Here is a 22,698-nt window from a genome sequence, read left to right on the forward strand (position 1 = left end):
TGCGGTGAGACATGTGTGCCATTCTTTCAATCCAACGCGACATGAAGCTATTAGAATAATGACGTGACTTTTTCGAAGCAGCGTTTTCAGGCACGTCGTCGTATGTGCGCAGCCATTGTAGTCGCTTTCGCGGTGATGGTGGTGGTCGAGTGCGTGTTGTGTAATATGCCGTTTTGGCGTTCCTTGGCCGCATCAGGTGATTCCGCCGCCGCGTACAACGTGATGGGCCCTGGGCTCGAACGTACTGACGAGGGGTTGTTGAAGGTCACCGATCCGACGCAGGCATATATGCAGGTCGATGCGGATGGCTCGTCGGAATATGTTCGTATGGATCCGGTGTCTTCGAAGGCGTTGGATAAGGCAGCCAGACAATCGGAGCAGGTGTTGCGCACGGTTCGTGTCCGTCCTGATGTCAATCGCAGGGCCGGTACGGTCAGTTCGGTGTCGGTGTCTTCGCCACGTTCGCTGTATGTGCATGCGGCGGCTGCAGGTGGTTCGGTGTGCGTGCGGATTGTCGAGCCGAAGGGTTCGCTGATTCCGTTTGATGCGGTGCGTGCGAATGTGCGTGTACCGTTCGCGTTGAATCCGTTGCGTATCGGCGTGATGGTGGCCGTGTTGGCGATGGTACTGGTGTGGAGGCCTGGTTCGCGGTTGTGGCGGATGCCGTTGGATACGACGAGTGTGAGGCAGCGTGCGTGGCTGGGGGCGCTGCTGGCGGTGCCTGTTGTGGTCACTTGTGCCGTTGTGGTGTGGCAGCTGGTGGAGGCGGCTCCGTTGAGCTTCCATACGAAAGGCACGTACACGTATGATTTCGACCAGTACGATTACGTGGCAAGGGCGCTGCTTGATGGTCACGCGTGGTTGGATTTGGATGTGCCGGATGCGTTGCGTGACGCGGCGGATCCGTATGATGTGGCCACCCGGCAGCGGTTGCTTGCCGATGGCGTAAGCCCAGTGTATTGGGATTACGCGCTCTATCAGGGGCACTGGTATTCGTATTTCGGTGTGGTTCCCGCGTTGTTGTTGTTCCTGCCGTATCGGGCGGTCACATCGTTGTTCGTCGATGGCGGGCTGATGATGCCCTGCGGCGCGGCCGTGCCGCTGCTGATGCTTGGTTTTCTGGTATTCGGATGTCTGCTGGTGATTCGTGTGATATCCCGAATTCGTCCGAATGCGCCGTTGGCTGCGGTCAGTATGCTGTGCGTGTTCATGCTGTTGGCTTCCAATGGTTTGTATCTGTGGTATCGGACGAATTTCTATTCGGTGCCGATCGCCGCCTCCCTGTTTCTGAGCGTGTTGGGATTGTGGCTGTGGTTGGGCGCCGCCAAGCAGGTGCCGGTGTCAGGCGATCGGATTCGTGAGGTTGATGGCACGCAGTCGTTGTCGTTGCCCCATCTGGCTGCAGGCTCGATGTGCATTGCGGCCAATCTGGGGTGCCGTCCGCAGTTCATTCTCGTGGCGTTGCTGGCTTTCGTAATATTCTGGCCGCAGATTCAGTCGATTTTCCGTCACGCCCCCAATGATTCCTCCCTTCCCCATATGTCGGTCTGGCGTCTGATGCGCGCGCCGTTGGCCGCATTGCTTCCCGCGTTGATTGTGATCGTTCCTCTGCTGGCGTACAACGTGGTCCGGTTCGGATCACCGCTCGACTTCGGCACCTCATATCAGATGACGGTCACGGATATGACCAGTTATCGGCAGCCATTGTCGAATCTTGCGCTGACCGTCGCATATTACCTGTTCCTGCCGTTGCGGTTCACGGATGCGTTTCCGTTCCTCGCCGTCAATCCGGCGCCTCTTCCCACTTGGGGATTTACCGAGGCAATGCCTGGCGGCTTATTCACGATAGCTCCGTTGACGTTGGCCGCGCTGGCCTGCCCGTTCCTCTACCGGCGTATGCGCAAGGCCGGGCGCACGAACACATGGCTGTTGTTGACATCCAGCCTGGCATTGGGATTGCTGCTTGTGGTGATTGACTCCCGCATGGCTGGTTTGGGATGGCGGTACATCGCCGATTTCGGATGGCTGTTTGCCTTGCCCGCGTTGCCTTCGTTGCTGATCGTACTTGATTGCGGCAAGCCGCGTCTGCGTTGGGTATGTCGTGCCGGATTCCTCGCACTGCTGCTGTTCACGCTGGTTGTCGCGCTGATGTCGTTGTTCCTGCCCGGGCGTGACGATGAGATGTTGCGTAACAATCCCGCCCTCTATCTCGACGTGCAGTCCTGGTTCATGTTGGGTTGACGTCCGACATAAGCTACATCCAGTAAAAAATCAGGTTTCTTTCCTGATTCATATAGCAGTTTTTCCGGTTTGCTCTGAGTTTCATCGGCAATCATAACGATTGTCATCATTGTTGCTTTGAATTATGTTCCGGGGGTCGCCAACCATGAAACCGCTTTCGCCGCCACGCAACCATCCTCGGGCCGCACGTTGGATGCCAAAGGCGACATCGTGCTGCTCACCACCGAACTGGGCCGCGACGACAACGCCGTGCAGGACCAGGTCGTCAAACTCGATGCCGAAACCAGCAGTGTGATGCGACTGTTGGATTTCGGCAGCCTGTTCGCCGATTACAAGGCGTCCGCCACGCATGCGGGCACGGACGATTCGGATGAACTGCCGGTGAACCTGCGCGCGGTTGCGCCTGCGGTTCGTTACAATCGACGGTATGGGTTTCTTCGATTTGCTGTTCGCCGGTAAACGTTCCACACCGGCTTCGTCCGTCACGTTCCATCTCGACCAGGCCGCCCACATGTACGAGGACGGCAATATCGGTTTGGAAGCCACCACGCTTGATATCACACCTGACAGCAAGCGTGTGGCGGTGATAGGTTTGAACGGTGCCGGCAAGACCACGCTGCTCAAATTGTTGGATGGCGCGTTGGCCGCCACGTCCGGAACGGTCCGCATCGAAGCGGACGGTACCGCATACGACCCCGCCGTGAAACGCGATCTGAAGCATGTCGAGGATCTGGTCGGCCGCGTGCGGCGCGAAGAGATTCCGAACGCCTACTACAAGGCGGCTTCGATTCGTGAGGCGATCGACCTGCCGTTGAAGAAGCACAAGGTGCCGGAAAGCGAACGTCAGGCGATCATCGGCAATCTGTTCGCGCATTTCGACTTGGCTTCCGTGGCCCGCGAGCCGGCCTCCGCTTTGGATAGCGAGAAGCGGCATCTGCTGGCGATCGCGGCCGCGTTGAGCTTCTCCCCCGCTGCGATCGTCGCCGACGAGCCGACCAAGGGCTTGGACGAGGTGGCATCGGCACGCGTGGCGAAGGCCCTGTTCAGCTATGACAAGCAGGTGGTGTTCGCCACGCATGACACGGATCTGATCGTCCGTCCGGAATATGCGATCGACCGCGTGCTCGTTGTCGACGACCATCGTGTGGTGTTCGACGGCGTGCCTCGTGAGGCGGTCGATTTTTACACGGATTTGGTTCGTTCGAAGTATGAGGCGGCGAAGGGCGACAGGGCGTAGAAGAGATTTCGGACTCGGCAGTCCGTTCAGCCGATCAGTTCGTTGACGGTGTCGATCACCACGTACACGTTATGCCGGAAATCGTCCGGTTCGGGCAGTAGTGAGATGGCCAGATAGCCGTTGGAGGTCATGTCGAAGAAGTAGCCGGGCTGTCCGGATACGCCGTGGCGTTCGATCATGTGCAGCACCAGCTCGTTCTCGTCGAGCACGCTGGGCACGCGCAGCAGTACGTTCCATCCGCCTTCGGCACGCAATACGCTGACGAGACCTTGCTCGTCCGCGTCGAGCATGGCATGCAGTGCTTTGAGATTGCCGCGCACACGTTCCTGCACGCGCGCGGTCTGCAATGGCGCCGCTTCAAGCAGTGCGGGAATTTGTTTTGCGACGATCTCGCTCATGGGCAGATAGTCGTCGGCGATCACGTCGAGACGACGCTTGGCTTCCGCCACGTCTTCTGCCGGTCCGGACACTTGGATCCAGCCGACTTTGGCATGCGGTGCGGCGAGCATTTTCGAAAAACCGTCCAACGCGAATGTGAGCGCGCCACGCTCCCCCGCGAGTCGTGCATTGCCTTCGAATGGTTCCAAATCGTAATCGTAGAACACTTCGTCGGCGATGATGGCCACGTCGTGGTCCCGGCACAGGCGGACGATCGCCTCGCGTTCCGACGGTTTGACGTACGAACCGGTCGGATTGTTGGGGTTGATGAGCACCAGCGCGCGGATGCGATTGCCGTCCGGGCCTTCCAGCGCGGTTTTCAGTTCGGCCACGTCGATGTACCAGGAGCCGTCGAATCGTTGTTGGTATTCGATCATGTCGACGCATTCGAGGCGTGCGATCGATTCGATGAGCGGATAGCCGGGTTTCGGTGCGAGCACGGCGTCACCGGCATCACACAGCAGTTTGATAAGCCACGAGTAGGCTTCGGAAGTTGAACTGAGGATGTACAGGTCGTCCGGCGAGCAATGGCCGATTTCCTGCATGTCAAGGAACGCGGCCAGCGCCTCACGCGCGTAGCGTTGGCCGCGCGGGTCGGCGGAGTAGATGTCCGGAACAAGATCCGGAGCCAGCGCGTGCCGTGTCGGATTGGAGTCGTTGAGCTTGCCGAGCGGTCTGCCGGCTGTTTTGGCGGTGGCTTCCGCCTTGGCGATGGGATTGGGCTCACTGATGTCGACTCTTGAGGAAAAACGCATGCTCTCCACCCTACTCCATGGACTGCCGTCTTCCATCTGCGGCACATGGAACAACGAAAAAGGCCGTCCGACGAATCGGACGGCCTTGTGACAACCTAATCGGTCAACACATCACTTCTGCTTGGTGCTCGCGTAGTATGCGGCGCCGATGATGCCGGCCTCGTTGTGCAGCTTGGCTGCGACGATCGGGGTCTTGATGTCGATGTACGGCAGGAACTTCTCGGAGACGCGGGACACGCCACCGCCGACGACGAACAGCTGCGGGTCGAAGTAGAACTCCATGAGGGAGTAGTACTTGGTCAGGCGCTTCGCCCACTTCTTGTAGCCCATGTCGAGCTTCTCGCGGATGGAGGATGCGGCGTACTTCTCCGCGTCGCCCTTGCCCTTGAGCAGTTCCAGATGGCCGAGCTCGGTGTTCGGAATGAGCTCGCCGTTGAAAATCAGCGCGGTGCCGATGCCGGTGCCCAGCGTGGTGGCGATGACGAGGCCATCCTGGCCCTTCGCGGCGCCGAACTGCTGCTCGGCAAGACCGGCGGCGTCAGCGTCGTTCACCACGGTGACCGGACGACCGCAAGCTTCGGAGAACACTTCGGTGACGTCCACGCCGACCCAGGACTGGTCCAGGTTGGCCATGTAGCCAAGCTTTTCGCCCACATGAATCGGAGCCGGGAAGGCGATGCCGACCGGAGCGGACTCCGGAACCTCGAAATGCTCGAGCTGCTGGCGAACGATTTCGCCGACGGCCTTCGGAGTGGACACCTCCGGGGTGAGGATCTTCAGACGCGGTTCGGCGAACTCGCCCTTCTCGAGGTTAACCGGGGCGGCCTTAATTCCGGAGCCACCAATGTCAACGCCGAATGCCTGTGCAGTCTCAATCATCTTCAACCTCTCTATCAAGGTATGTTATGGGTGTATTCGAACCGGTACGTGTTATGGTAACTCGCAACATGCCCAAAATCGCGCGCGACATGCACAAATGGTGAGAACGATTGCACAAATTGTAATACTTAACCGAGTAAATATTTCATCGCCTGTTTTGCAAACGATTCGTCCCACGTCGGTAGAGGCTCCGACGTGGGACGAATCGTCAATCGCGTGATCGCCGCGCGTTGGGAAACGCGTGGGCCACGGTGTTACTTCAGCGGCGGCATCGGCTGCCATTCCGGATCATGCAGCAGCTTGCGCGAATCCCACCATCCCTTGGCGATCTGAACGATGCCTGTCTTGAAATGCTCGCGGTCCACCATCGTCAGTCGAATCACTTCCTTGACCGCGGTCAGCGCCGTACCCAGGCCGAACAACAGCGGACGGTAATCGCCGTACGTCATGAAGTATCGGGCCATGTAGCCGCGGTTGCGCATGATGTGGTAGCGGTTCATGTCGGAAGTGGAGTTGAGCTGGCGCACGCCGGCGATGTCCCAATTGCCGATCTCGCGCGTACGGCGCAGCACCACGTCGGGCACGACGATCGGATTGGTGACCTTGCTGGCACGATAGCCGTACATCGTGTCGTCCCAATAGATGAAGAAACGCGGGTCGGGCAGACCGATCTTCTCGACGATGTTGCGGCGGAACAGGCCGCCTTCGAAGCACAACGTGTCCATCACGCGATAGCCAGCCGGGCCGAACGCAGCCGGTGCGATCGGGTTCGGAATGCCGAGCGGGACGATGAAATCGTACTGCCAGTAGAACGGACCGCCATCATAGTCGTAGCGGCTTCCCTGAATCACGTCGTGCCGATCGGTCCACTTGGCCAAGCGCTCGATGCCTTCCGGCATGACGGCGACGTCGTCGTCCATGACCCAGAACCATTCGGCACCCAGCTCGTACGCCTTCTTCACGCCTGCGGAGAAACCGCCCGCGCCTCCGAGGTTGTCGGTCTGCGGCGCGTAGACCACGCGGTTCTCGTTGCCGGACAGGTCGGCCACGGTGGTGCCCCACTGCGCGGTGAGCTTGGCGCTGAATTCTTCGACCATGCCATGGGTCTTGTCACTGTGCTCGTTGTCCACGACGATGATGCGCCACGGGGCGACGGTAAGCTTCTCGATGGATTCGAACAGGGTGGCGAGCAGCTGCTGGCGCTTGTAGGTCACCACGACGATAGCCAGCTTTTCGATGGGCTTCTTCGCAACTTGCTTTTCAGTCATACGTTCCATTCTTGCACCGGCCCTCAACCACACATCGGCCATGTTCGATATGGAGCCGAGCACGGGCATAATCCGCGACAAATATGGACAGAACCTTGCACGGCACGAACTTGTTTGCCATAATGAACCGCGTATGCAGGGGAATCCGTATGACGGATTGAGATGGGCGTGGACGTCCGAACCCTTTGAACCTGATGGTTGACACCAGCGTAGGGAGGCATGGCCATATGGCTGATGTGATTTCCGTAACCAATTCCGATTCCGCGTTCGACGCTTCGAAGGGCGTCACGCGAACCAATCTTCCCCCATTCGCGCAGCGGCTGCGCAAAGCCGCCGACCTCGTATGGGAGGAAGGCTACAAGCAGCCGTTCATCCGCGAACTGGGCGAAGGCACTCTGCCGCGCGAGAAGTTCGCGTTCTATCTGCTGCAGGATTTCCGTTATCTTAACGACTACGCCAGAGTGCATGCTTTGGGACTGGCCAAAACAGACGATCCTGAGATCATGGCGTTCATGCTCAACGTGCAGAACGGCGCGTTGAATGTGGAGTCGACCGTGCACCGCACGTATCTGGCCAGCTACGGCATCACCGACGAGCAGATGAACAACGTGCGCCAGTCGGCGTTCGCCCGCGCGTACACGTCGAACATCCTTTCCATCGCCTATGGCAAGGACATCCTCGACATTCTCGTGGCCGTGCTCCCCTGCGCCTGGGTGTATGCGGATTACGGATATCGTCTTGCCCATGAATTCGCAGACACGCTCGATGTGAACCAGTACAAGAGCTGGGTGGACATGTACAAGACCGACGAGTTCTGGCAGGGTTCGGCTTGGCTCATCGAGCATATCGAAAAACTCGCCGCCGAGGTGAGCGAGGAACGTAAGCAGGAGCTGGTCGATATTTTTGTGACCGGCGTTGAGAACGAGTACATGTTCTGGTCCAGCGCGTACGACATGCAGTACACGTGGAAGCCCGAATGGGATCAGGAGAGCTGATTCTCCGGCACGCTCTCTTCCGATTGTTTATTTCCATATGAAGCGGCCCGCCTTCCGATTGGTTTCGGAGGGCGGGCCGCTTCATATAACGTTCGGATCGCTATTCGCGCACGAGACGAATGTGCTCCACGTCGTCACGCTGGGAACGACGGTAGAGCACGAAACGGTTGCCGATGACCTGCACGAGTTCCGCGCCAAGCTGTTCGGCGAGACCTTCGCCGGCCTCCTTGGCGGTCAGACCGGAACCGTCGAGCACGGAGCATTTGATGAGCTCGCGCTTCTCGATGGTCTCGTCCGCCTGTTTGACGGCGTTTTCGCTCAGATCGTTCCTGCCGACCTGGATGAGCGGATTGAGTTTGGTGGCCAGGCCGCGCAGCTGCTTGACCTGCTTTTTGGTAAGTGCCATATGTGTTCCATTCCTATCTACAAATACCCGCTCAAGCCTAGCGTGAGGACGGTATTTGCCCATCCGCCCGCAACGCACCGGTCATAACAGCACGCCCGGCACGACCAGTGCGACGAGATAGACGAGCACCACGATCGCCACGGTCACGTCCATGCCGGTGACGCGCATGACACGCCAATGCGTGCGCGTCACACCTTCCTCATAGCAGCGCGCGTCCAAGGCGAGGCTCAGGTTGTCGGCGTGGCGGATGGCTGCGGCGAAGACCGGCACGACGACCGCCACCATCGCTTTGATGCGTACTACGAACGAACCTGTTTCGACGCTGCCACCGCGTGCCGACTGCGCGTCGATGATCGCTTTCGTTTCCATGCCAAGCGTCGGCAGGAAACGCAGGGCGAGGCTCATCACCAATGCCGTCTCCTGCGTGTGCAGGCCGAATCTGGCGAACGGTGACAGCAATGATTCGAACGCGTCGGTCATGGCGGTCGGTGTGGTGGAGGCAAGGAACATCGCTCCGATGACGATGACCACGGCGAACCGACATGCGTAGAGTATGGCGATGCGGATGCCGTCATCGGTGATGGGAATCGGCCCGAGGCTCGCCACCGTGGTGCCGGTGCGTACGAAGAAGATGTTCAGCAGGCCGCAGAAAACGAACAATGCCAGGAACACACGCACGGAAGCGGCCAATCGGCCTACATTGATGCGTCCGGCCGCGGCGATCACGCCGGCGAACACCACGGCAAGCAGCAATTGCCAGAATGAGCCGATGGCGAACGCGGAGAACATGAGCGCCAATGCGGACAGCATGCCCACGCGCGGATCGAGGCGTTCCAACAGGGTCCGCCGCTCCCCCACGGTCGCGGTGTCCGAGCCGGCGGCGTCCACGGATGGTTCCGCATCCGGTTCCGCTTCGCAGGTGGCTTTCACTGTGGATTCCGTGGATTCCTTAGAGTCCGCACGTTTCGCCGGCTTGCCCAACATGATGGTACGGTCGGCAAGCTCGTCCACTTCATCCTGCGAATGCGAGATGAGCAGTATGGTCACGCCGCGTGATTTGAGCTCGTGGATGAGCCCGTGCACGCGTGCGGCGGCCTCCTCGTCAAGACCTGCGGTCGGCTCGTCCAGAATCAACGCTTTCGGCTCGCATGCGATCACGCCGGCGATCGCCACCAGTCGCTGCTGGCCGCCCGACAGGTCGAACGGCGAACGGTCTCGCAGATGTTCGATATGCAGCAGCCGCATGGCCTGCATGGCGCGTTCCATCGCCTCGGACGTATCCAATCCCAGGTTGGAAGGCCCGTATGCGACGTCTTCGGCCACGGTGTCGGCGAACAGCTGCCGTTCCGGATGCTGCATGACGTAGCCGACCGTACGGCGCAGCCTCGTACGGTTTTTGCGATTGAGGGGCTTCGTTCCGCCGTTCGCCTTCGCAGTGGCCACGGCGATGCCGTCGATGACGATCGAGCCTGTCGTGGGTTTCTCCAACGCGCACAGCATGCGCGCCAATGTGGTTTTGCCGGCGCCATTGCGTCCCATCAACGCCACTGTCTCGCCTTTGCCGATGCTGAACGACAGGTGGTTGAACACGTCACGTTCGGCGTCCACGTAACGATACGATATGTCGCGTGCTTCGATGAGCGTTTCGGCGGACTCATCATCAATGCGTTTCGGCAGGCCCACCGATTGAACCGGCATCCGAAGCCGCTCGTCGGCGGGGCCATCGCCTACGATGTGGCCTGCTTCCAGCTGAATCACACGGTCGGCATGTTCCAACTCGTCCGCATGGTGCGTGACGAGAATGATGGTGGTGCCGCGGTCCTGCAGTTCGTCCAGCACCCGCATGATGTCGGCGCGCCCTTGCGGGTCGAGCATGGCGGTCGGCTCGTCGAGCACGAGCACGTCGGAATCCATCGCCAGCATGCCGGCGATGGCGATGCGTTGTTGTTGGCCGCCGCTCATGCGCGTCGGGTTGGAAGCGCGATAGTCGCTCATATCCACGGCGTCCAGCGAACCGGAGATGCGCAGTCCGATCTCATCATGTTCAATCGCAAGATTCTCCGGTCCGAACGCCACGTCGTCTTCGGTGACGGTGGTGACGATTTGGTCTTCGGGATGCTGGAACACCGCGCCGATGCCGCAACGGGCGGTTCGATACTCGTCGGCGTGCGCACCGGACTCGTCGAACACCACATTGCCTGACAATGCGACATATCCCTCATCGGGAGCCACCAGTCCGGCGATGACACGTGACAGCGTGGATTTGCCCGAACCGTTCGGCCCCGTCAGACAGATGCGTTCGCCACGGCGGATGTCAAGACTCATACCGTCAAGCGCCCATGTCGCGCCGCCATCATAGGTGAATCGCACATCACGTAGCGTTATGATCGGCGCATTGGTCGTAACCATAAAATCTTCCTTCACCAGCACTGTATGGAATTCTCGGGGAAAACAAGACGGAGGAACCCCCGACGGATGCGGACGGCCCCTCCATGTTCATTTCAATGGGAACAAACGAAGCTCAACGGTTCAGCAGGTTGGAGATCGGCTTGTAGATCAAGAACGTGACCACGCCGTGGATGGTGAACTTCAACGCGTTGAACGGCAGGAGCGCCGGCACTATAAGCGCCACGACCTGCGCGGTGGTCATGTGCGCGTAGAACGGCGTGACGATGATGTTGCCGACGATGGCGACGGCGAGCGCCACGACAGCGCCGACGATGATGCCGATCAGCGCGCCCTTGCGCGTCTTGTTCTTTTTGTAGATGAGCGATGCCGGCACGGACAGGGCCAATGCCACGAGCACGGCCATCAGGGTGCCCCATGGGTTGGTGAACAGGTGCGGCACGAAGCCGAGCACGCTGACGATGACGGCTGCGGCCGGGCCGAACGCGAAGCCCGCGACGAGGCAGACGATGCCGGATGGGTCGTATTTGAGCCATTGCACGCCTGGGATGATCGGGAATTCGATGAAGCTGACGGCCATGGACAGCGCCACGAACAGCGCGTACATGGCGATGCGTTTGGTGGACCAGCGGCCGGAGTCGGCGACGCCTGTGGAGTGCGCGTTGTCCGGACGGGTCATCGGTTTGTCTGCGGCCTGATCAGCTGCGGTATTGGAGGTATTGCTAGGAGAGGATACACTCATGTTGAGCTCCGTTTCTTCCATCCGGACTGTAACCGTTGGCCCCGGATTCTCACCGGATCAGCCGCTTTCGCGGGTCGCGGGCTTCGGTATGGGGCCGTTATGAATGCCGGTCGTGCCGTTACCGCCAGTAAGGATTTTCACCTTCCCTGAAACTTGCTTGTCCATATATACGCCCGCCATGCGATATGCGCAACCTGCGTTCCGTTTTCGTCTTGCGATTCGGAACGCAGTCTGCGCACGCCGCGACAGCGGGCATGTTATGACAGCAGGTCGAGCAGATCGTCCTTGCTGAGCGTGCCGACGCCGCCGGATGCGGTGCCGTCGGTGAATTGGCGCGCCAGCTCGTTTTTCTTTTCCTGCAGTTTCAGGATGCGTTCCTCGATGGTGTCTTTGGCCACGATCTGGTATACGTTCACGTCCTGGGTTTGGCCGATACGGTGCGCGCGGTCGGTTGCCTGGTTCTGCGCGGCGGCGTTCCACCATGGGTCGGCGTGCACCACCACGGACGCGCCCACGAGGTTCAGGCCCGTGTTGCCGGCTTTGAGCGAGATGAGGAATACGGGCACGTCGTTGCCGTTGAATTCGTCGACCAGTTCCACACGGCGTTTCTTCGGCGTCTCGCCGGTGATGGTGTAGTATTCCACGCCTTGTTCGGCGAGTCTGGCGCCGATGAGTTCGAGGAACGAGGTGAATTGCGAGAACACGAGGACCTTTTTGCCTTCGTCCATGCATGTGGCCACGAGTTCGACGATGGCGTCGAGTTTGGCGGAGGCGTTCTTCGCGTCGGCGTAGACGAGTCTTGGATCGCAGCAGATTTCGCGCAGCAAGGTGAATTCGGCGAGGATGCGGATCTTCTTGGTGTTGAAGTCGGCGTCCGACGCCTTGGTGAGCGTGGCGCGTAGCCGCTGTTCGTGTGCGGCGTACAGTTTGCGCTGCTCTCCTTCCAGTTTGACGGTGAGCACGTTCTCGAATTTGTCGGGCAGGTCGGTGAGCACGTCTTTTTTCAGACGGCGTTTGATGAACAGTCCCACCAATGCCTGCAGTTTGTCGGCCATGACGGAATGTTCCGGACCGGGAGCCATGATCGGCTGCTCGTATTTTTCGCGGAATTTCGTATAGGTGCCGAGCAGTCCGGGCATGAGGAAGTCGAAAATGCTCCACAGTTCGCTCAACCGGTTTTCGATTGGCGTGCCGGTCAGAGCGAAGCGATGGTCGGCCGTGACCTGTTTGACCGATTTGGCCACCTTTGTGGCGTGGTTTTTGATGTATTGCGCCTCGTCGAGCGCCATCAGCGCGAAATGGCAGGCTGCGTAATCGTCCACGTCGCGACGCAGCAGATCGTAGGAGGTGATCACCACGTCGGTGCCGTCGTACGTCGTGGCGCCATTCGTCGTAGCACCGTCGTTCTCCTGCGATTGCGTGGCCACCGTCGCGATGGCCTTGCGTCGCTGCGCTTTCGTACCGGCGACGACTTCCACCGTCAGATCGCCCGCGAATTTCTCGCATTCCGCGGCCCAGTTGTAGACGAGCGATGCCGGGCAGACGATGAGTGACGGACCGCTCCCCTTGCGCGCTTCGATGAGCGAGAGCAGCTGCACGGATTTGCCGAGGCCCATCTCGTCGGCGAGGATGCCGCCGAAGCCCTTGTCCCACAGGGTGGACAGCCATTGGAAGCCCTCCACCTGGTATGGGCGGAGCACGGTTTTGAGCCGTTCGGACACTTCGTAGCGTTTCGGATCGATGATTCTCACATCGTTGACATAGTCCACGAACGAGGCGCTTTTGCCTTCGTCGTCCACTTGGGAGTCCAGCAGGAACGCTTGGTATCCGGGGATTTTGATGATGCCGGAGTCAAGCTGTTTTTCACTCAGGTCGAGGTCCGTGGACACTTGGTCGAGCTCATGCAGGTCGGCTTCCTTCAAATCCACGAACGTGCCGTTTTTGAGCCGATGGTAGCGGCGTTTTCTGCGGTAGGAGTCAAGCAGCGCGCCGACTTCGTTCATCGGCACCTCGTCGGCGATCGGTGAGATTTCAACGAGGTTCGAGTCGATGGACAAGCCGACCTTCACCGATGGCGGGTTGGGCTGCATCATGCCATCGAATGCCGCCGTGGAGAAGACCTGGCCCACCGATTTGAGGATCTGCACGCCGTCGGTGAGCATGAGCAGGATAGCCTGCTCGTCCTCTTCTTTGACGCGTGCCACGTCGATGGAGCTCCATGTAGGGCACAGCTGGCGTACCACCTGCACGGCGAACGATTCTCGTGACAGGTCGCGTTTGACCTGCGAGGCTCTTGAACGTGAATCGGGGTTGATCACGCCGCGCAGTTCTTTGGCGGTGGGCACCAGTTGGAAGGTGAAGTCGCCGTATTTCGCCACCGCTTCGCAGGTGATGCCGTACAAATCGCGGTCCAGATAGAATTCGATCCGGCATTCGGTTCCCACCGCTTCGGTCACTTCCTGCGGAATGTCGAATCCGATGCCCGCTTCGGTGAGTTTCGGCACGATGGTTCGGGCAAACATGGGCCAGTCGTTTTCGGCGATGAACACGCCGTCCGGATCGTCGGAACACAGGTCAGGCAGCACCTGTAATGCCGGGCGCAGTTTATCGGTGCAGCGGAAGAGCCCGTCGATGCCTATCCTGTCCGTCTCCGTGGAATCGTCGGGACGTTCGCGGCTGAAAATGTAGAAGCCGTTGCGTCCGTTGATGACATCGGAGATGCTTTGGTTCGATGTGATGCGCACGCCCGACGCGGTGCCCTCATGCACGTAGGACGCCTTGAACGTGAAGGTGGGGTCGCCTTCGACAATGTCAAGGCCGAACGGTTCGCCTCCTTCGTTGGCCATGTGGATGCGGCTTGGCCCGGATTTCTTGGTGCGTTGGAAATCCTCGATAAGCAATCGTCTCAGCCCGTCACCGTCCGACGTGCGCAGGAAACCACGGGCCTTCGACTCGTGTTCCTTGTATTCGTCCTGTGTCACGGCGTGGAACAGGTCGAGCAGGTCGCATGCCTCCCAATCGGTGAGGACGAGTTCACGGTCGACGCGTACCGCTTCGCCGTAATAGTATCCGTTTTGCAGTTGGGCCGCCGTTCTGGATGCAATCACCTGCTGCAGGAAGCGGTATAGCTTCAGCGAGAAGGGGTCGAGCATGTCCGGAGTGTGGGTGAACGCGAGTTTTTTGCCATACGACTCGTATGTTCCCGTCCGCATGTCGGCCACGAATCTTGAGATGTTTTTGAGCGCATAGTCGGCGTCGCCGCATCCGATGCGCAGGGACAGGCGCAGGGCGTCATGGCCGTTGATCAGCGTGGGCTCGAGGTACACGCTTCCCGGTTTGACGTCGACCGGCGCGCTTGATTTGCGTTTCGGTTTGGCGGCTCCCTGTCCGGAGGCGCCACGTTGTTCCTCGATCAATCGGCTTTTCGCGTTGATGATTCGTTTCAGCACGTCGAGTTGGGCATTCTCGCCGGCGTTGTTGCTTTTCGCATCGAGGGAGCGCATGTAGTCGGCGAGGGCCCGGGGTGTTGCGGCTGCGGCGTGGAATCCCCGGAATCGTTCCGGCTGTTGCAGGAACAGCAGCAGCATGGCGGCTACGTGCTTGCACATGCCGGTATACCGGCGGCTGGTGGAGGAAGCCGAGTCGTCATCATCGTTGACGTGGCCGTACGTGCTGCCGGAGCCGAAATCGTCGTAGTCGTCGACGTAATCGTAGTCGTCGTCATCGTCGAAGCTGCGGTATTTCGGACTGTTGTGGTAGTCGAAGGTCCGGTAGGAACCGTAGCCGCGCTGCGAACCGCTGAATGCCGGGCAGGAGCAGTAGCGTGCCAGAAACAGCTCGTCGGCGAAATCAAGCGTGGCTTGCACTTCGTAACGGCTGGAGGGTGAGGTGGTGCCCCGTATGGTGGCATACAGGGTGATGCGGTTGGATGCGGTGTCGTTCAGGCAATGCAGGTCCTCCATTTTGGAACGCCATTGGTTGGCGATGCCGCGGGCGCGCTGCAGTACCGGCTGGCTGCATTCGCTGCGCAGCTCGTCGGAAAGCCATGCCAGAGTGTCCGCCACCTGAACCCCCATCGTTCGTACGTTTGTTCTCATGCAACCATACCAGCGCGATGGAACAGCAAAAGCCGCGGCCCGATCCGGACCGCGGCATGTTATCGCCCGTGTTGCGTCAGCGGCAGCGTTTGGTCAGCGGCTGCCATGGGTCGAGTTCCACCGGCTCGGTTTCGAGCAGCGCTCGGGTGGCGTCGTCGAGGTATTCCTTGCGGATGATGATTTCGGTCACATAGCGGTCGAACCACTTGTCGGAGGCCACGTAGTAGCCGTCTTCGCCGTTGTCTTTGCCCCAGCTGTTCTCCACTTTCCAGCGGTTCGGCTTGCCTTGCTCGTCAAGGTTCACGCCGGTGAGGGTCATGGCATGGTTGCTTGGACTGTCGCCGTATTCGAGGCCGTGCGCCTTGTCGAAGTCGAAATCGGTGCCGAACAGCTGGTCCACGCGCACGCTGTCGCAGTCGAAATAGCCGGCCGCACGCAGCGAGAACTGGGTGCAGTCGCAGGCGAACCAGATCGGGTGTCCGGCGCTAATCTGGTCGACCGCGGCCTTTTTGAACACGTCGAGCGGCACGTTGACGAATTCCATATCCCCCGCTTCGGCCACATTGGCGGTGTAGCGGATGCGGTAACGCTTGTTGAACGGACGGGACGCCATCGGCACGTTGCACAACGTCACCAGATCGTCGACGTCCACCGGCACGTACTTCTTGTAGAATTCCATCGGCGTGATGCCGGTTTCGCGGATCTGTCTGCGCTCGTCCTTGCCGGTTTTCGGCTTGTCGGCCTCGTCTTCGCCGCTTTTCTTATCGTCCTTCTTGTCATCGTCGCTCACGCGGGCCAGGAAGTCGAACTTCTCCGGCGGCTCGCCCAACGAGATGGCGCACATGCGGTACACGGTGGACATGTCGTCGTCCTTGACCGCGCGCAGTTCATCGACCGTGGCGCCGGCTGCGTAACGTTCGCGCAGGTCGGCGGCGAACTGGCGCAGCCTGCTGTTGAGGTATTGTTTGAACGCGTCGGAGTCCTTGGAATTGGCGGATTCCGGGTAGGCGCTCTTCGGCACGAGACCATACTTGTCTACAAGGGCGGCGAACATCTGCCACCAACCGCCGTCATCGGCCGGCCCGTAGTTGATCTCCTGGAACAGGCGGCTGTCGGTCGGCTCGTCGAGCGTGGCGAACACGTTTTCGAGATACGTGTTGGATTTTTCCATCGCATCCCAGAAGAACAGGTAGGTTTCGGAGAATTCGAAATCGTCGAGTCCCCACTGGTGCATGAGCTCGTAACGCAGGGTGTTGAGGGATGCGAACATCCAGCAGCGGCCGGATCGGCGCTGGTTGGTGATGGACCCCTGTTTCAGTTCGATGGAGAAGTCGCGTGGCAGCGCGCGCTGGCCTTTGTAGTCGGTGGCGGCTTCGAGCACGCCCGAGGACACCGCGGCGTTGGCGGCCACAAGGTTGGCCCGGTCGGCGTTGAAGTCTTTGGCGTATTGTGCGAGACGTTCCGGTTTGATTGCTGTGATGCTGTTGGTCATACGGCCGATTCTTGCCATACGTCTTGACGGATGCGAAATACTGGTTTCGGCATGCCGAAAAATCTGCCGTAAATAAGCGATTCGAATTCGTTCCGGGGATATTCTTGTACTACTTGAGGGGTTTTTAGGGTGAGGAGCGTATCATGCGTCGTCATGGTTCGATGATGGTTGTTTTGTCCGGATTGCTGGCTGCGAGTCTGGCCATCGGATTGCCGGTCGGTTCGGCGTATGCGGACGAGCCGACGGATGGCACCGGGGCCGGCACGTCCGCCACGGAGGTGTTGGATTCGTTGGAGGTCAAGGGCCGCGCGCCGAAAACCGGGTACAAGCGCACTCAATTCGGCAAGGCGTGGGCCGACGTGGACCACAACGGCTGCGACACCCGCAATGATATCCTCAACCGCGATCTGACCGGCGTGAGGCACAAGTGGCGTACGCACAATTGCGTGGTGAAGTCCGGAAAACTGCATGATCCATACACTGGCAAGGACATCAAGTTCAAGAAGGGCAAGAAGACTTCCACCGCGGTGCAGATCGACCATGTGGTGGCGTTGAGCGATGCGTGGCAGAAGGGCGCGCAGAAGCTCAGCGAGGAGCGCCGCACCGCATTGGCGAACGATCCGTACAATCTGCTGGCCGTGCAGGGGCGTGCCAACCAGAAGAAGTCCGATGGCGATGCGGCCACGTGGCTGCCGTCCAACAAGGGGTTCCGTTGCGAATACGTGGCGCGTCAGATCGGCGTGAAGCACAAATACTCACTGTGGGTCACGCAGGCCGAAAAGGAAGCCATGGCCAAGGTGCTGTCCTCCTGTCCGACGCAAACCGTGCCCGACTACACGGGGGTCAAGGATTCCACGGCCGAGAAGACCACCGAGTCCGAGCAGACCGAACAGACGCAAACCGAACAGTCAGCTGAGCAGGCCCAGCAGACTCAACAAACGACACAGGCACCTGCGCCCGAACCCGCTCCGGCTCCAGCTCCCGCGCCCCAGCCAGCGCCACAGCAGGATGTCTACTACCAGAACTGCACCGCGGCACGAGCCGCTGGCGCCGCGCCTATCTACCAGGGCCAGCCGGGCTACCGTTCACAACTGGATCGCGACCATGACGGAGTCGCCTGCGAATAAATCCAATGCAGCGTCTCCGCCTTTCCGGTTGTAAGACGTATGACGGTGAGGCATAGGAAAAGCGCCGGGTTATTCATCCGGCGCTTTTCCTATGCCTCAGCCTCTTTCCGCATTTTCCGCAGTACAGTCATGAGAACCGCTATGGTCTGCGCAGCCGCGCGATGTCGTCACGTAGCTGGTTGACGGTGTCCGTCAGTTCCCGCACATTGTGGCGCAACTGTTCCGTTTCCGATTCCGCCTCGTCCGCGCGCTTGTCGGTTTCGTCACGGACACGATCGACTATCCATGAGGCCAGTGTCGCGGTGACGATGCCGATCAGGGCCACGCCGGTTATCATCAGCCCGATGGCGATGCATCTTCCCTGCCATGTCACCGGGGACAAATCGCCATAGCCGACTGTGGTGACGGTCACGAACGACCACCATATCGCCTCGCCGAAATCGGTGATGGAAGCGCCTGGAACCCCACGTTCCACATCCAATTCGGCAAGGGCGCCGATATACATCAGCAGTGTCACGCTGCAGCATGTGTACAGTGTGATGCGCCCACGCACCGCCATGCCACCGGTACGGTTGAGCACGTTGAGCACCGCCACCAATCGCAGCAGCCTCAATGGTCTGAAGATGGGCAAGGCGATGGACACCAGCATCAGCAGATTGCCTTTGAACCAGGCTTTCTTGTCCTTCGCCAGCAGAATCGAAACGACGTAGTCGACGATGAACGCCATCCAGATGATGTTGATCACCGTTTCGCACAATACGATATGCGTCCTCGCCAGCACTTCCCACGAATACGCGAACAGAAACACCAACGCCAATGCGGTCATGAACCACTCGGTCATCCGCTGCCATTTGTCCAATGTCATATCTCCCGCCTTTCTCCCCATGGCTGCCATCATACGGGTTTGCCCGTTTTTGTGACGTATTCCGGGCGCGGTACATGTGCCTTCAGACCAGATAGACCTCCTCATGTGGTTCGTTTCAGAGTTCATCTCGGAGGCCGTCCGATTCGGACCATTCAGCCGACGACCGAAGGAGCGGATACCCACTTTTAATGAACGTCAGCCCTTGAGAGGCATGCGGTTGTCGAGCGATTGTCCGTTGGCGTAGCAGCGCACGTTGCCCAATGCGATGGCGATGATGCGCCGTTCGGTGGACTCCAAGTGGTTGCCGCCCGCCACATGCGGGGTGATCAGGCATTTCGGCTCGCTCCATAATGGCGATGCCGCCGGCAGCGGCTCCGGTTCGGTCACGTCGAGGCCAGCGCCGCGGATCATGCCGTTGGCGAGCGCGTCGGCGAGCGCCTGCGTGTCTATGGCGTCACCGCGGCCCGCGTTGATGACGGTGGCGTCGGTTTTGAGTTTTGCGATGCGTTCCGCGTTGAGCAGGTGGTGTGTGGATGGCGTGGATGGCACGCACATGGCGATCACGTCGGCGTATTGCAGCACGTCGTCGAGCGATTCGAATCCGACCATGTGGTCGATGCCCGGCGCTTCGACGGTGGGGTTGCGGCGGATGCCGATGGTCGACATGCCGACGCTCTTGCATAGGCGTGCGAAATGCGATCCGATGTCGCCGGTGCCGATGATGAGCGCGGTTTTGCCGTCGGGGCTGATGACGCGGCCGGCGTCCTGCCATGCGGCGTTCGGGTTGCCGACGGCGTAGATGTGCAGGTTTTTCATGATGGCCCACATCATGGCGAACATGTGTTCGGAGACGCTTTGTCCGTAGGCTCCGGTGGCGTTGGTGAGCATGGATCCGGGCTGTAGGATGCCGGGGTGCTGGTATTTGTCGACGCCGGCGCTCCAGGTCTGCAGCCATTCGAGTCTGGGGCATTGCGCGCATGTTTCGGGCGTGATGTTGCCGATGACCGCGGTTGCATACGCTTTGAGTTCGTCCGGTATTTCGGCGGTCCAGTTCATGGAGCCTCGTTGTGCCGGGTCGCCGACGAATTCCTGCGGCATGCCTTTTGCGGCGCGTGTGAACTGCGCGCGTTCGGCCTCGGTCAGCGGCAGGCAGTTGACGACCAGTTTGCGGTCATTCTCTATTCCCATGCGCCCAACCCTATGTCAACCATCAGATATGCGGCGCGGTTCAGATGCCGAGCTCGTCGGTGTCGAAAATGATGGTGACCGGACCATCGTTGGTAAGGCTTACGCGCATGTGGGCGCCGAATCTGCCTTCTTTGACGTCGAGTCCCTGCGCGCGCAACGCGTCGTTGAACGCATGCCATACCTGTTCGGCATGGTCGGGCGCGCCTGCTTTCACGAAGCTTGGCCGGTTGCCTTTGCGTACGTCCGCATACAGCGTGAACTGGGATATCGACAGCACGCTGCCGTCCACGTCGTGGATGGAACGGTTCATTTTGCCGTTCTCGTCTTCGAAAACGCGCAGGTTGGCGATTTTGTGGGCGAGCCAGTCGATTTGTTTCGCTCCGTCCGTATCTTCCACTCCGACAAGCAGCACATAGCCGATGCCTATATGCTGTGGTTCGAATGTGGTGTCGACTTCTCCGCTTGTCTCGTCGACCACGTCGACGGATCCTTCGCTGACCTTCTGCAATACGATGCGCATATTCCGTCTCGTTCTTTTCAGCCGGCGTAGTCGACGATGGCCTGCGTGACCTGTTTCAGATAGTCGAGCGATGTCTGCCAATCGTCCGGCACTTCGATGGAATGATTGGCACCAGCATACGTGCGCACATGGTCGGTGAGCAGATGCGCTTTGGCGTCATCGTAGTATGGGTCGGCGTCACCTGCGCAGATTAGCGGCATCGGGCTGCCGGCAGTTCCCGGCAGCGGCGCGGGAATGACCGACTTGTGCTTGTCGAATGGCGGCGGATTGAGTACCGGGGTGAGCAGCACCACGCGCAATCCTAGCTTTGCGGAATGCGGATATGAGAGTGTGGAGAGCGATTTGGTGACGACCAGCAAATGCGGCTCCTCACCCGATTCGGCAGCATGTTCGAGTGCCGCCTTGCGCCATTCGTCGACCACGCGTTCCATGCAGGCGATCATTTCCGGAAACTCGACGCTTTCCGTCAGTTTCAGGTCGAGCCGGTCCACGAACCATCCGTTGGCCGCAAGCGCCTGCGCTGCCCAGTACAGCAGCGGTCGGTCTACGGTGTATCCAATGCCCGGCATGATGAGTACGTGCTTGCCTGTTTCGGTGTTCTTCACACGGTTCTTGCCCCATGGCGTGACCGCGGGCGTCACATTCTTCGTTTTCGTTGACTTTGCGCTGTTTTCGTTGATTTTGCCCATGCCCTGCCGAATGTCTTTCGATGTCTTCGTATGGTTCGACCACCGTCTCGGTTTTCCGAAGACCGGTTTCCTTCAACGCATCATAGGGCACATAGGCTACATGGGCCCATATCCTTCCATATTGCGTTCATTCCGTTCGGAGAATACGGAAGAACCGTCACGAACGGTCGGTCGCCACGCGTCTGGTGGTGTCACGCAACATCAGCGTGGCCTCCTGCGATTCATAGGATGCGTCTGGCGTCTGTCCACGCAGAAGGGACAACGTCTTACGGGCGGCGTTGCGTCCCATTTCCAGCGGATTCTGTCGAACGGTGGTCAGATTCGCCGCCTGTGCGATGTCGGCATCATCGAACCCTATGACGGAGATATCTTCAGGAACATGCAATTGTTGCTTGCCGAGTTCCTTGATGACTGCGATTGCCACTTGATCGGTTTCGGCACAGATGGCGGTTGGCATGTGTGGCAATGACAGTAATTTCGCCACCAGTTGCGCAGCAAGGTCCGCTTTCGACAATGGCGCATCATGCTCGTCCGCGGTTATGACGTAGGCATACTCATCGTCGTAACCGTTTTGTTCAGCCGCTTCCAAGAACGCTTCCATACGCTGGCTGGTGCTGTAGACCATGTCGTCGGGAATGTAATCAACGACGAAAGCGATGCGCTGGTGTCCAAGCGATTTGAGCAGACGCACCGCCTTGGACATGCCATCGTAGTTGTCAACACCGATGGCTGCGTCGCAGAACGATTCGGCTGGAATGTTCACACCGACCGTCGGCATATCGGTGACACGCAGTTTCTCACGTGCGGATTCGTCGAGTTGGAACGACGAAATGATGATCGCGTCAGCATTGCGATTTTTAGGCAATTGTGCGAAGTAACGCTCCGTCTCCTGTCTGCCTGTGACAAATGTGGGCGACACGTCGTAGCCTTCCGGTTCCAACACTTCGCACACGCCCTGCAACACGTTGGCGTTGAACCATTCGTTGAGTTTGCCGGAAAACAGCAGGACAACCCGCATGGTTTTCCCGGACGCCAAAGACGATGCGCTTTTAGATAAGGTAAAGCCCAACCGGTCCGCAGCTGCCTCAACTTTGGCACGCGTTTTCGGAGCGACCTTGCCAACACCTCGCAATGCCCGCGAAACCGTCGCCTGAGATACTCCCGCCAGTTCCGCTACTTCGGCGATGGTGGCTCGTGCCATATCCACTCCAGTTTCCCATTGTTTATCCAGCGCTTTCATATTAGCAGAATCGTTGATTTCACAAGCAGACACGCCATAACAAAACAATTATTGCATTCACAGAATGAAAGCGCTATCATTTTAAGCAATACGAAGACGAGAACGAAGTGATT

General features: G+C 59.4%; 18 protein-coding genes and 2 riboswitches. Of the genes, 5 read left to right on the forward strand and 13 right to left on the reverse strand.

Annotated features, from left to right (window positions below):
* The first annotated feature begins 102 nt into the window (after window positions 1-102).
* The 3 genes from BAD_RS05095 (at window position 103) to BAD_RS05105 (ending at window position 3,478) form a co-directional block, all read left to right on the forward strand.
* Complete coding sequence (locus BAD_RS05095; RefSeq protein WP_011743318.1) at window positions 103-2,241, forward strand: hypothetical protein; 2,139 nt, start codon at window positions 103-105, stop codon at window positions 2,239-2,241.
* Window positions 2,242-2,358: 117 nt separating this feature from the next.
* Window positions 2,359-2,700, forward strand: a complete 342-nt coding sequence (locus tag BAD_RS09280) for a hypothetical protein (protein ID WP_050731457.1) — start codon at window positions 2,359-2,361, stop codon at window positions 2,698-2,700.
* Entirely contained in the window at window positions 2,669-3,478 is an 810-nt protein-coding gene (locus tag BAD_RS05105; protein ID WP_041777334.1) for an ATP-binding cassette domain-containing protein, read from the forward strand. The genes BAD_RS09280 and BAD_RS05105 overlap by 32 nt, the downstream gene beginning before the upstream one ends.
* Before the next feature lie 26 nt (window positions 3,479-3,504).
* On the opposite strand, the gene BAD_RS05110 is transcribed toward BAD_RS05105, so the two are convergent.
* The 3 genes from BAD_RS05110 to BAD_RS05120 form a co-directional block, all read right to left on the reverse strand.
* Window positions 3,505-4,671: a pyridoxal phosphate-dependent aminotransferase gene (locus BAD_RS05110; RefSeq protein ID WP_041777335.1), complete on the reverse strand. Its 1,167-nt coding sequence runs from the start codon at window positions 4,669-4,671 to the stop codon at window positions 3,505-3,507.
* A gap of 111 nt (window positions 4,672-4,782) precedes the next feature.
* Window positions 4,783-5,550, reverse strand: coding sequence for a polyphosphate--glucose phosphotransferase (gene ppgK, locus BAD_RS05115; RefSeq protein ID WP_011743321.1), 768 nt, complete (start codon window positions 5,548-5,550; stop codon window positions 4,783-4,785).
* A 254-nt stretch (window positions 5,551-5,804) separates the two neighbouring features.
* The gene (locus BAD_RS05120) at window positions 5,805-6,818 is read right to left on the reverse strand and encodes a glycosyltransferase family 2 protein (protein WP_011743322.1); all 1,014 of its coding nucleotides are present in this window, start codon (window positions 6,816-6,818) and stop codon (window positions 5,805-5,807) included.
* Window positions 6,819-6,945: 127 nt separating this feature from the next.
* A riboswitch (TPP riboswitch) is annotated at window positions 6,946-7,052 on the forward strand.
* Here BAD_RS05120 and tenA point away from each other — a divergent pair.
* Entirely contained in the window at window positions 7,046-7,813 is a 768-nt protein-coding gene (gene tenA, locus BAD_RS05125; RefSeq protein ID WP_050731458.1) for a thiaminase II, read from the forward strand. Its footprint overlaps the riboswitch before it by 7 nt.
* Window positions 7,814-7,913: 100 nt before the next feature.
* Here the strand turns inward: tenA and BAD_RS05130 are convergent, their stop codons facing one another.
* From BAD_RS05130 to BAD_RS05150, 5 genes are all read right to left on the reverse strand, one after another.
* Window positions 7,914-8,219: a YhbY family RNA-binding protein gene (locus tag BAD_RS05130; RefSeq protein ID WP_041777336.1), complete on the reverse strand. Its 306-nt coding sequence runs from the start codon at window positions 8,217-8,219 to the stop codon at window positions 7,914-7,916.
* Between the two features lie 81 nt (window positions 8,220-8,300).
* The gene (locus tag BAD_RS05135; protein WP_011743325.1) at window positions 8,301-10,628 is read right to left on the reverse strand and encodes an energy-coupling factor transporter ATPase; all 2,328 of its coding nucleotides are present in this window, start codon (window positions 10,626-10,628) and stop codon (window positions 8,301-8,303) included.
* 112 nt (window positions 10,629-10,740) lie between these two features.
* The gene (locus BAD_RS05140; RefSeq protein ID WP_021913684.1) at window positions 10,741-11,367 is read right to left on the reverse strand and encodes an ECF transporter S component; all 627 of its coding nucleotides are present in this window, start codon (window positions 11,365-11,367) and stop codon (window positions 10,741-10,743) included.
* Between the two features lie 5 nt (window positions 11,368-11,372).
* A riboswitch (FMN riboswitch) is annotated at window positions 11,373-11,525 on the reverse strand.
* 99 nt (window positions 11,526-11,624) lie between these two features.
* Complete coding sequence (locus BAD_RS05145) at window positions 11,625-15,464, reverse strand: DEAD/DEAH box helicase (protein WP_011743327.1); 3,840 nt, start codon at window positions 15,462-15,464, stop codon at window positions 11,625-11,627.
* A 76-nt stretch (window positions 15,465-15,540) separates the two neighbouring features.
* Window positions 15,541-16,956: a C1 family peptidase gene (locus BAD_RS05150; protein WP_011743328.1), complete on the reverse strand. Its 1,416-nt coding sequence runs from the start codon at window positions 16,954-16,956 to the stop codon at window positions 15,541-15,543.
* Between the two features lie 161 nt (window positions 16,957-17,117).
* Here BAD_RS05150 and BAD_RS05155 point away from each other — a divergent pair, with 161 nt between their 5' ends.
* Window positions 17,118-18,083, forward strand: a complete 966-nt coding sequence (locus tag BAD_RS05155; RefSeq protein WP_011743329.1) for a GmrSD restriction endonuclease domain-containing protein — start codon at window positions 17,118-17,120, stop codon at window positions 18,081-18,083.
* Between the two features lie 139 nt (window positions 18,084-18,222).
* Here BAD_RS05155 and BAD_RS05160 read toward each other — a convergent pair whose 3' ends face one another.
* The 5 genes from BAD_RS05160 to BAD_RS05180 form a co-directional block, all read right to left on the reverse strand.
* Complete coding sequence (locus BAD_RS05160; RefSeq protein ID WP_041777338.1) at window positions 18,223-18,948, reverse strand: potassium channel family protein; 726 nt, start codon at window positions 18,946-18,948, stop codon at window positions 18,223-18,225.
* A 195-nt stretch (window positions 18,949-19,143) separates the two neighbouring features.
* Window positions 19,144-20,136 carry a D-2-hydroxyacid dehydrogenase gene (locus tag BAD_RS05165; RefSeq protein ID WP_011743331.1) on the reverse strand — a complete coding sequence of 331 codons (993 nt, stop codon included), beginning with the start codon at window positions 20,134-20,136 and terminating at the stop codon, window positions 19,144-19,146.
* 40 nt (window positions 20,137-20,176) lie between these two features.
* On the reverse strand, window positions 20,177-20,656 hold the full coding sequence (gene dtd / locus BAD_RS05170) for a D-aminoacyl-tRNA deacylase (protein WP_011743332.1): 480 nt from the start codon (window positions 20,654-20,656) through the stop codon (window positions 20,177-20,179).
* A 17-nt stretch (window positions 20,657-20,673) separates the two neighbouring features.
* Complete coding sequence (locus BAD_RS05175) at window positions 20,674-21,345, reverse strand: hypothetical protein (protein WP_011743333.1); 672 nt, start codon at window positions 21,343-21,345, stop codon at window positions 20,674-20,676.
* A gap of 157 nt (window positions 21,346-21,502) precedes the next feature.
* Window positions 21,503-22,546 carry a LacI family DNA-binding transcriptional regulator gene (locus BAD_RS05180; protein ID WP_011743334.1) on the reverse strand — a complete coding sequence of 348 codons (1,044 nt, stop codon included), beginning with the start codon at window positions 22,544-22,546 and terminating at the stop codon, window positions 21,503-21,505.
* Between the last annotated feature and the right edge of the window lie 152 nt (window positions 22,547-22,698).

This window comes from Bifidobacterium adolescentis ATCC 15703 (assembly GCF_000010425.1).
Taxonomy (GTDB): domain Bacteria; phylum Actinomycetota; class Actinomycetes; order Actinomycetales; family Bifidobacteriaceae; genus Bifidobacterium; species Bifidobacterium adolescentis.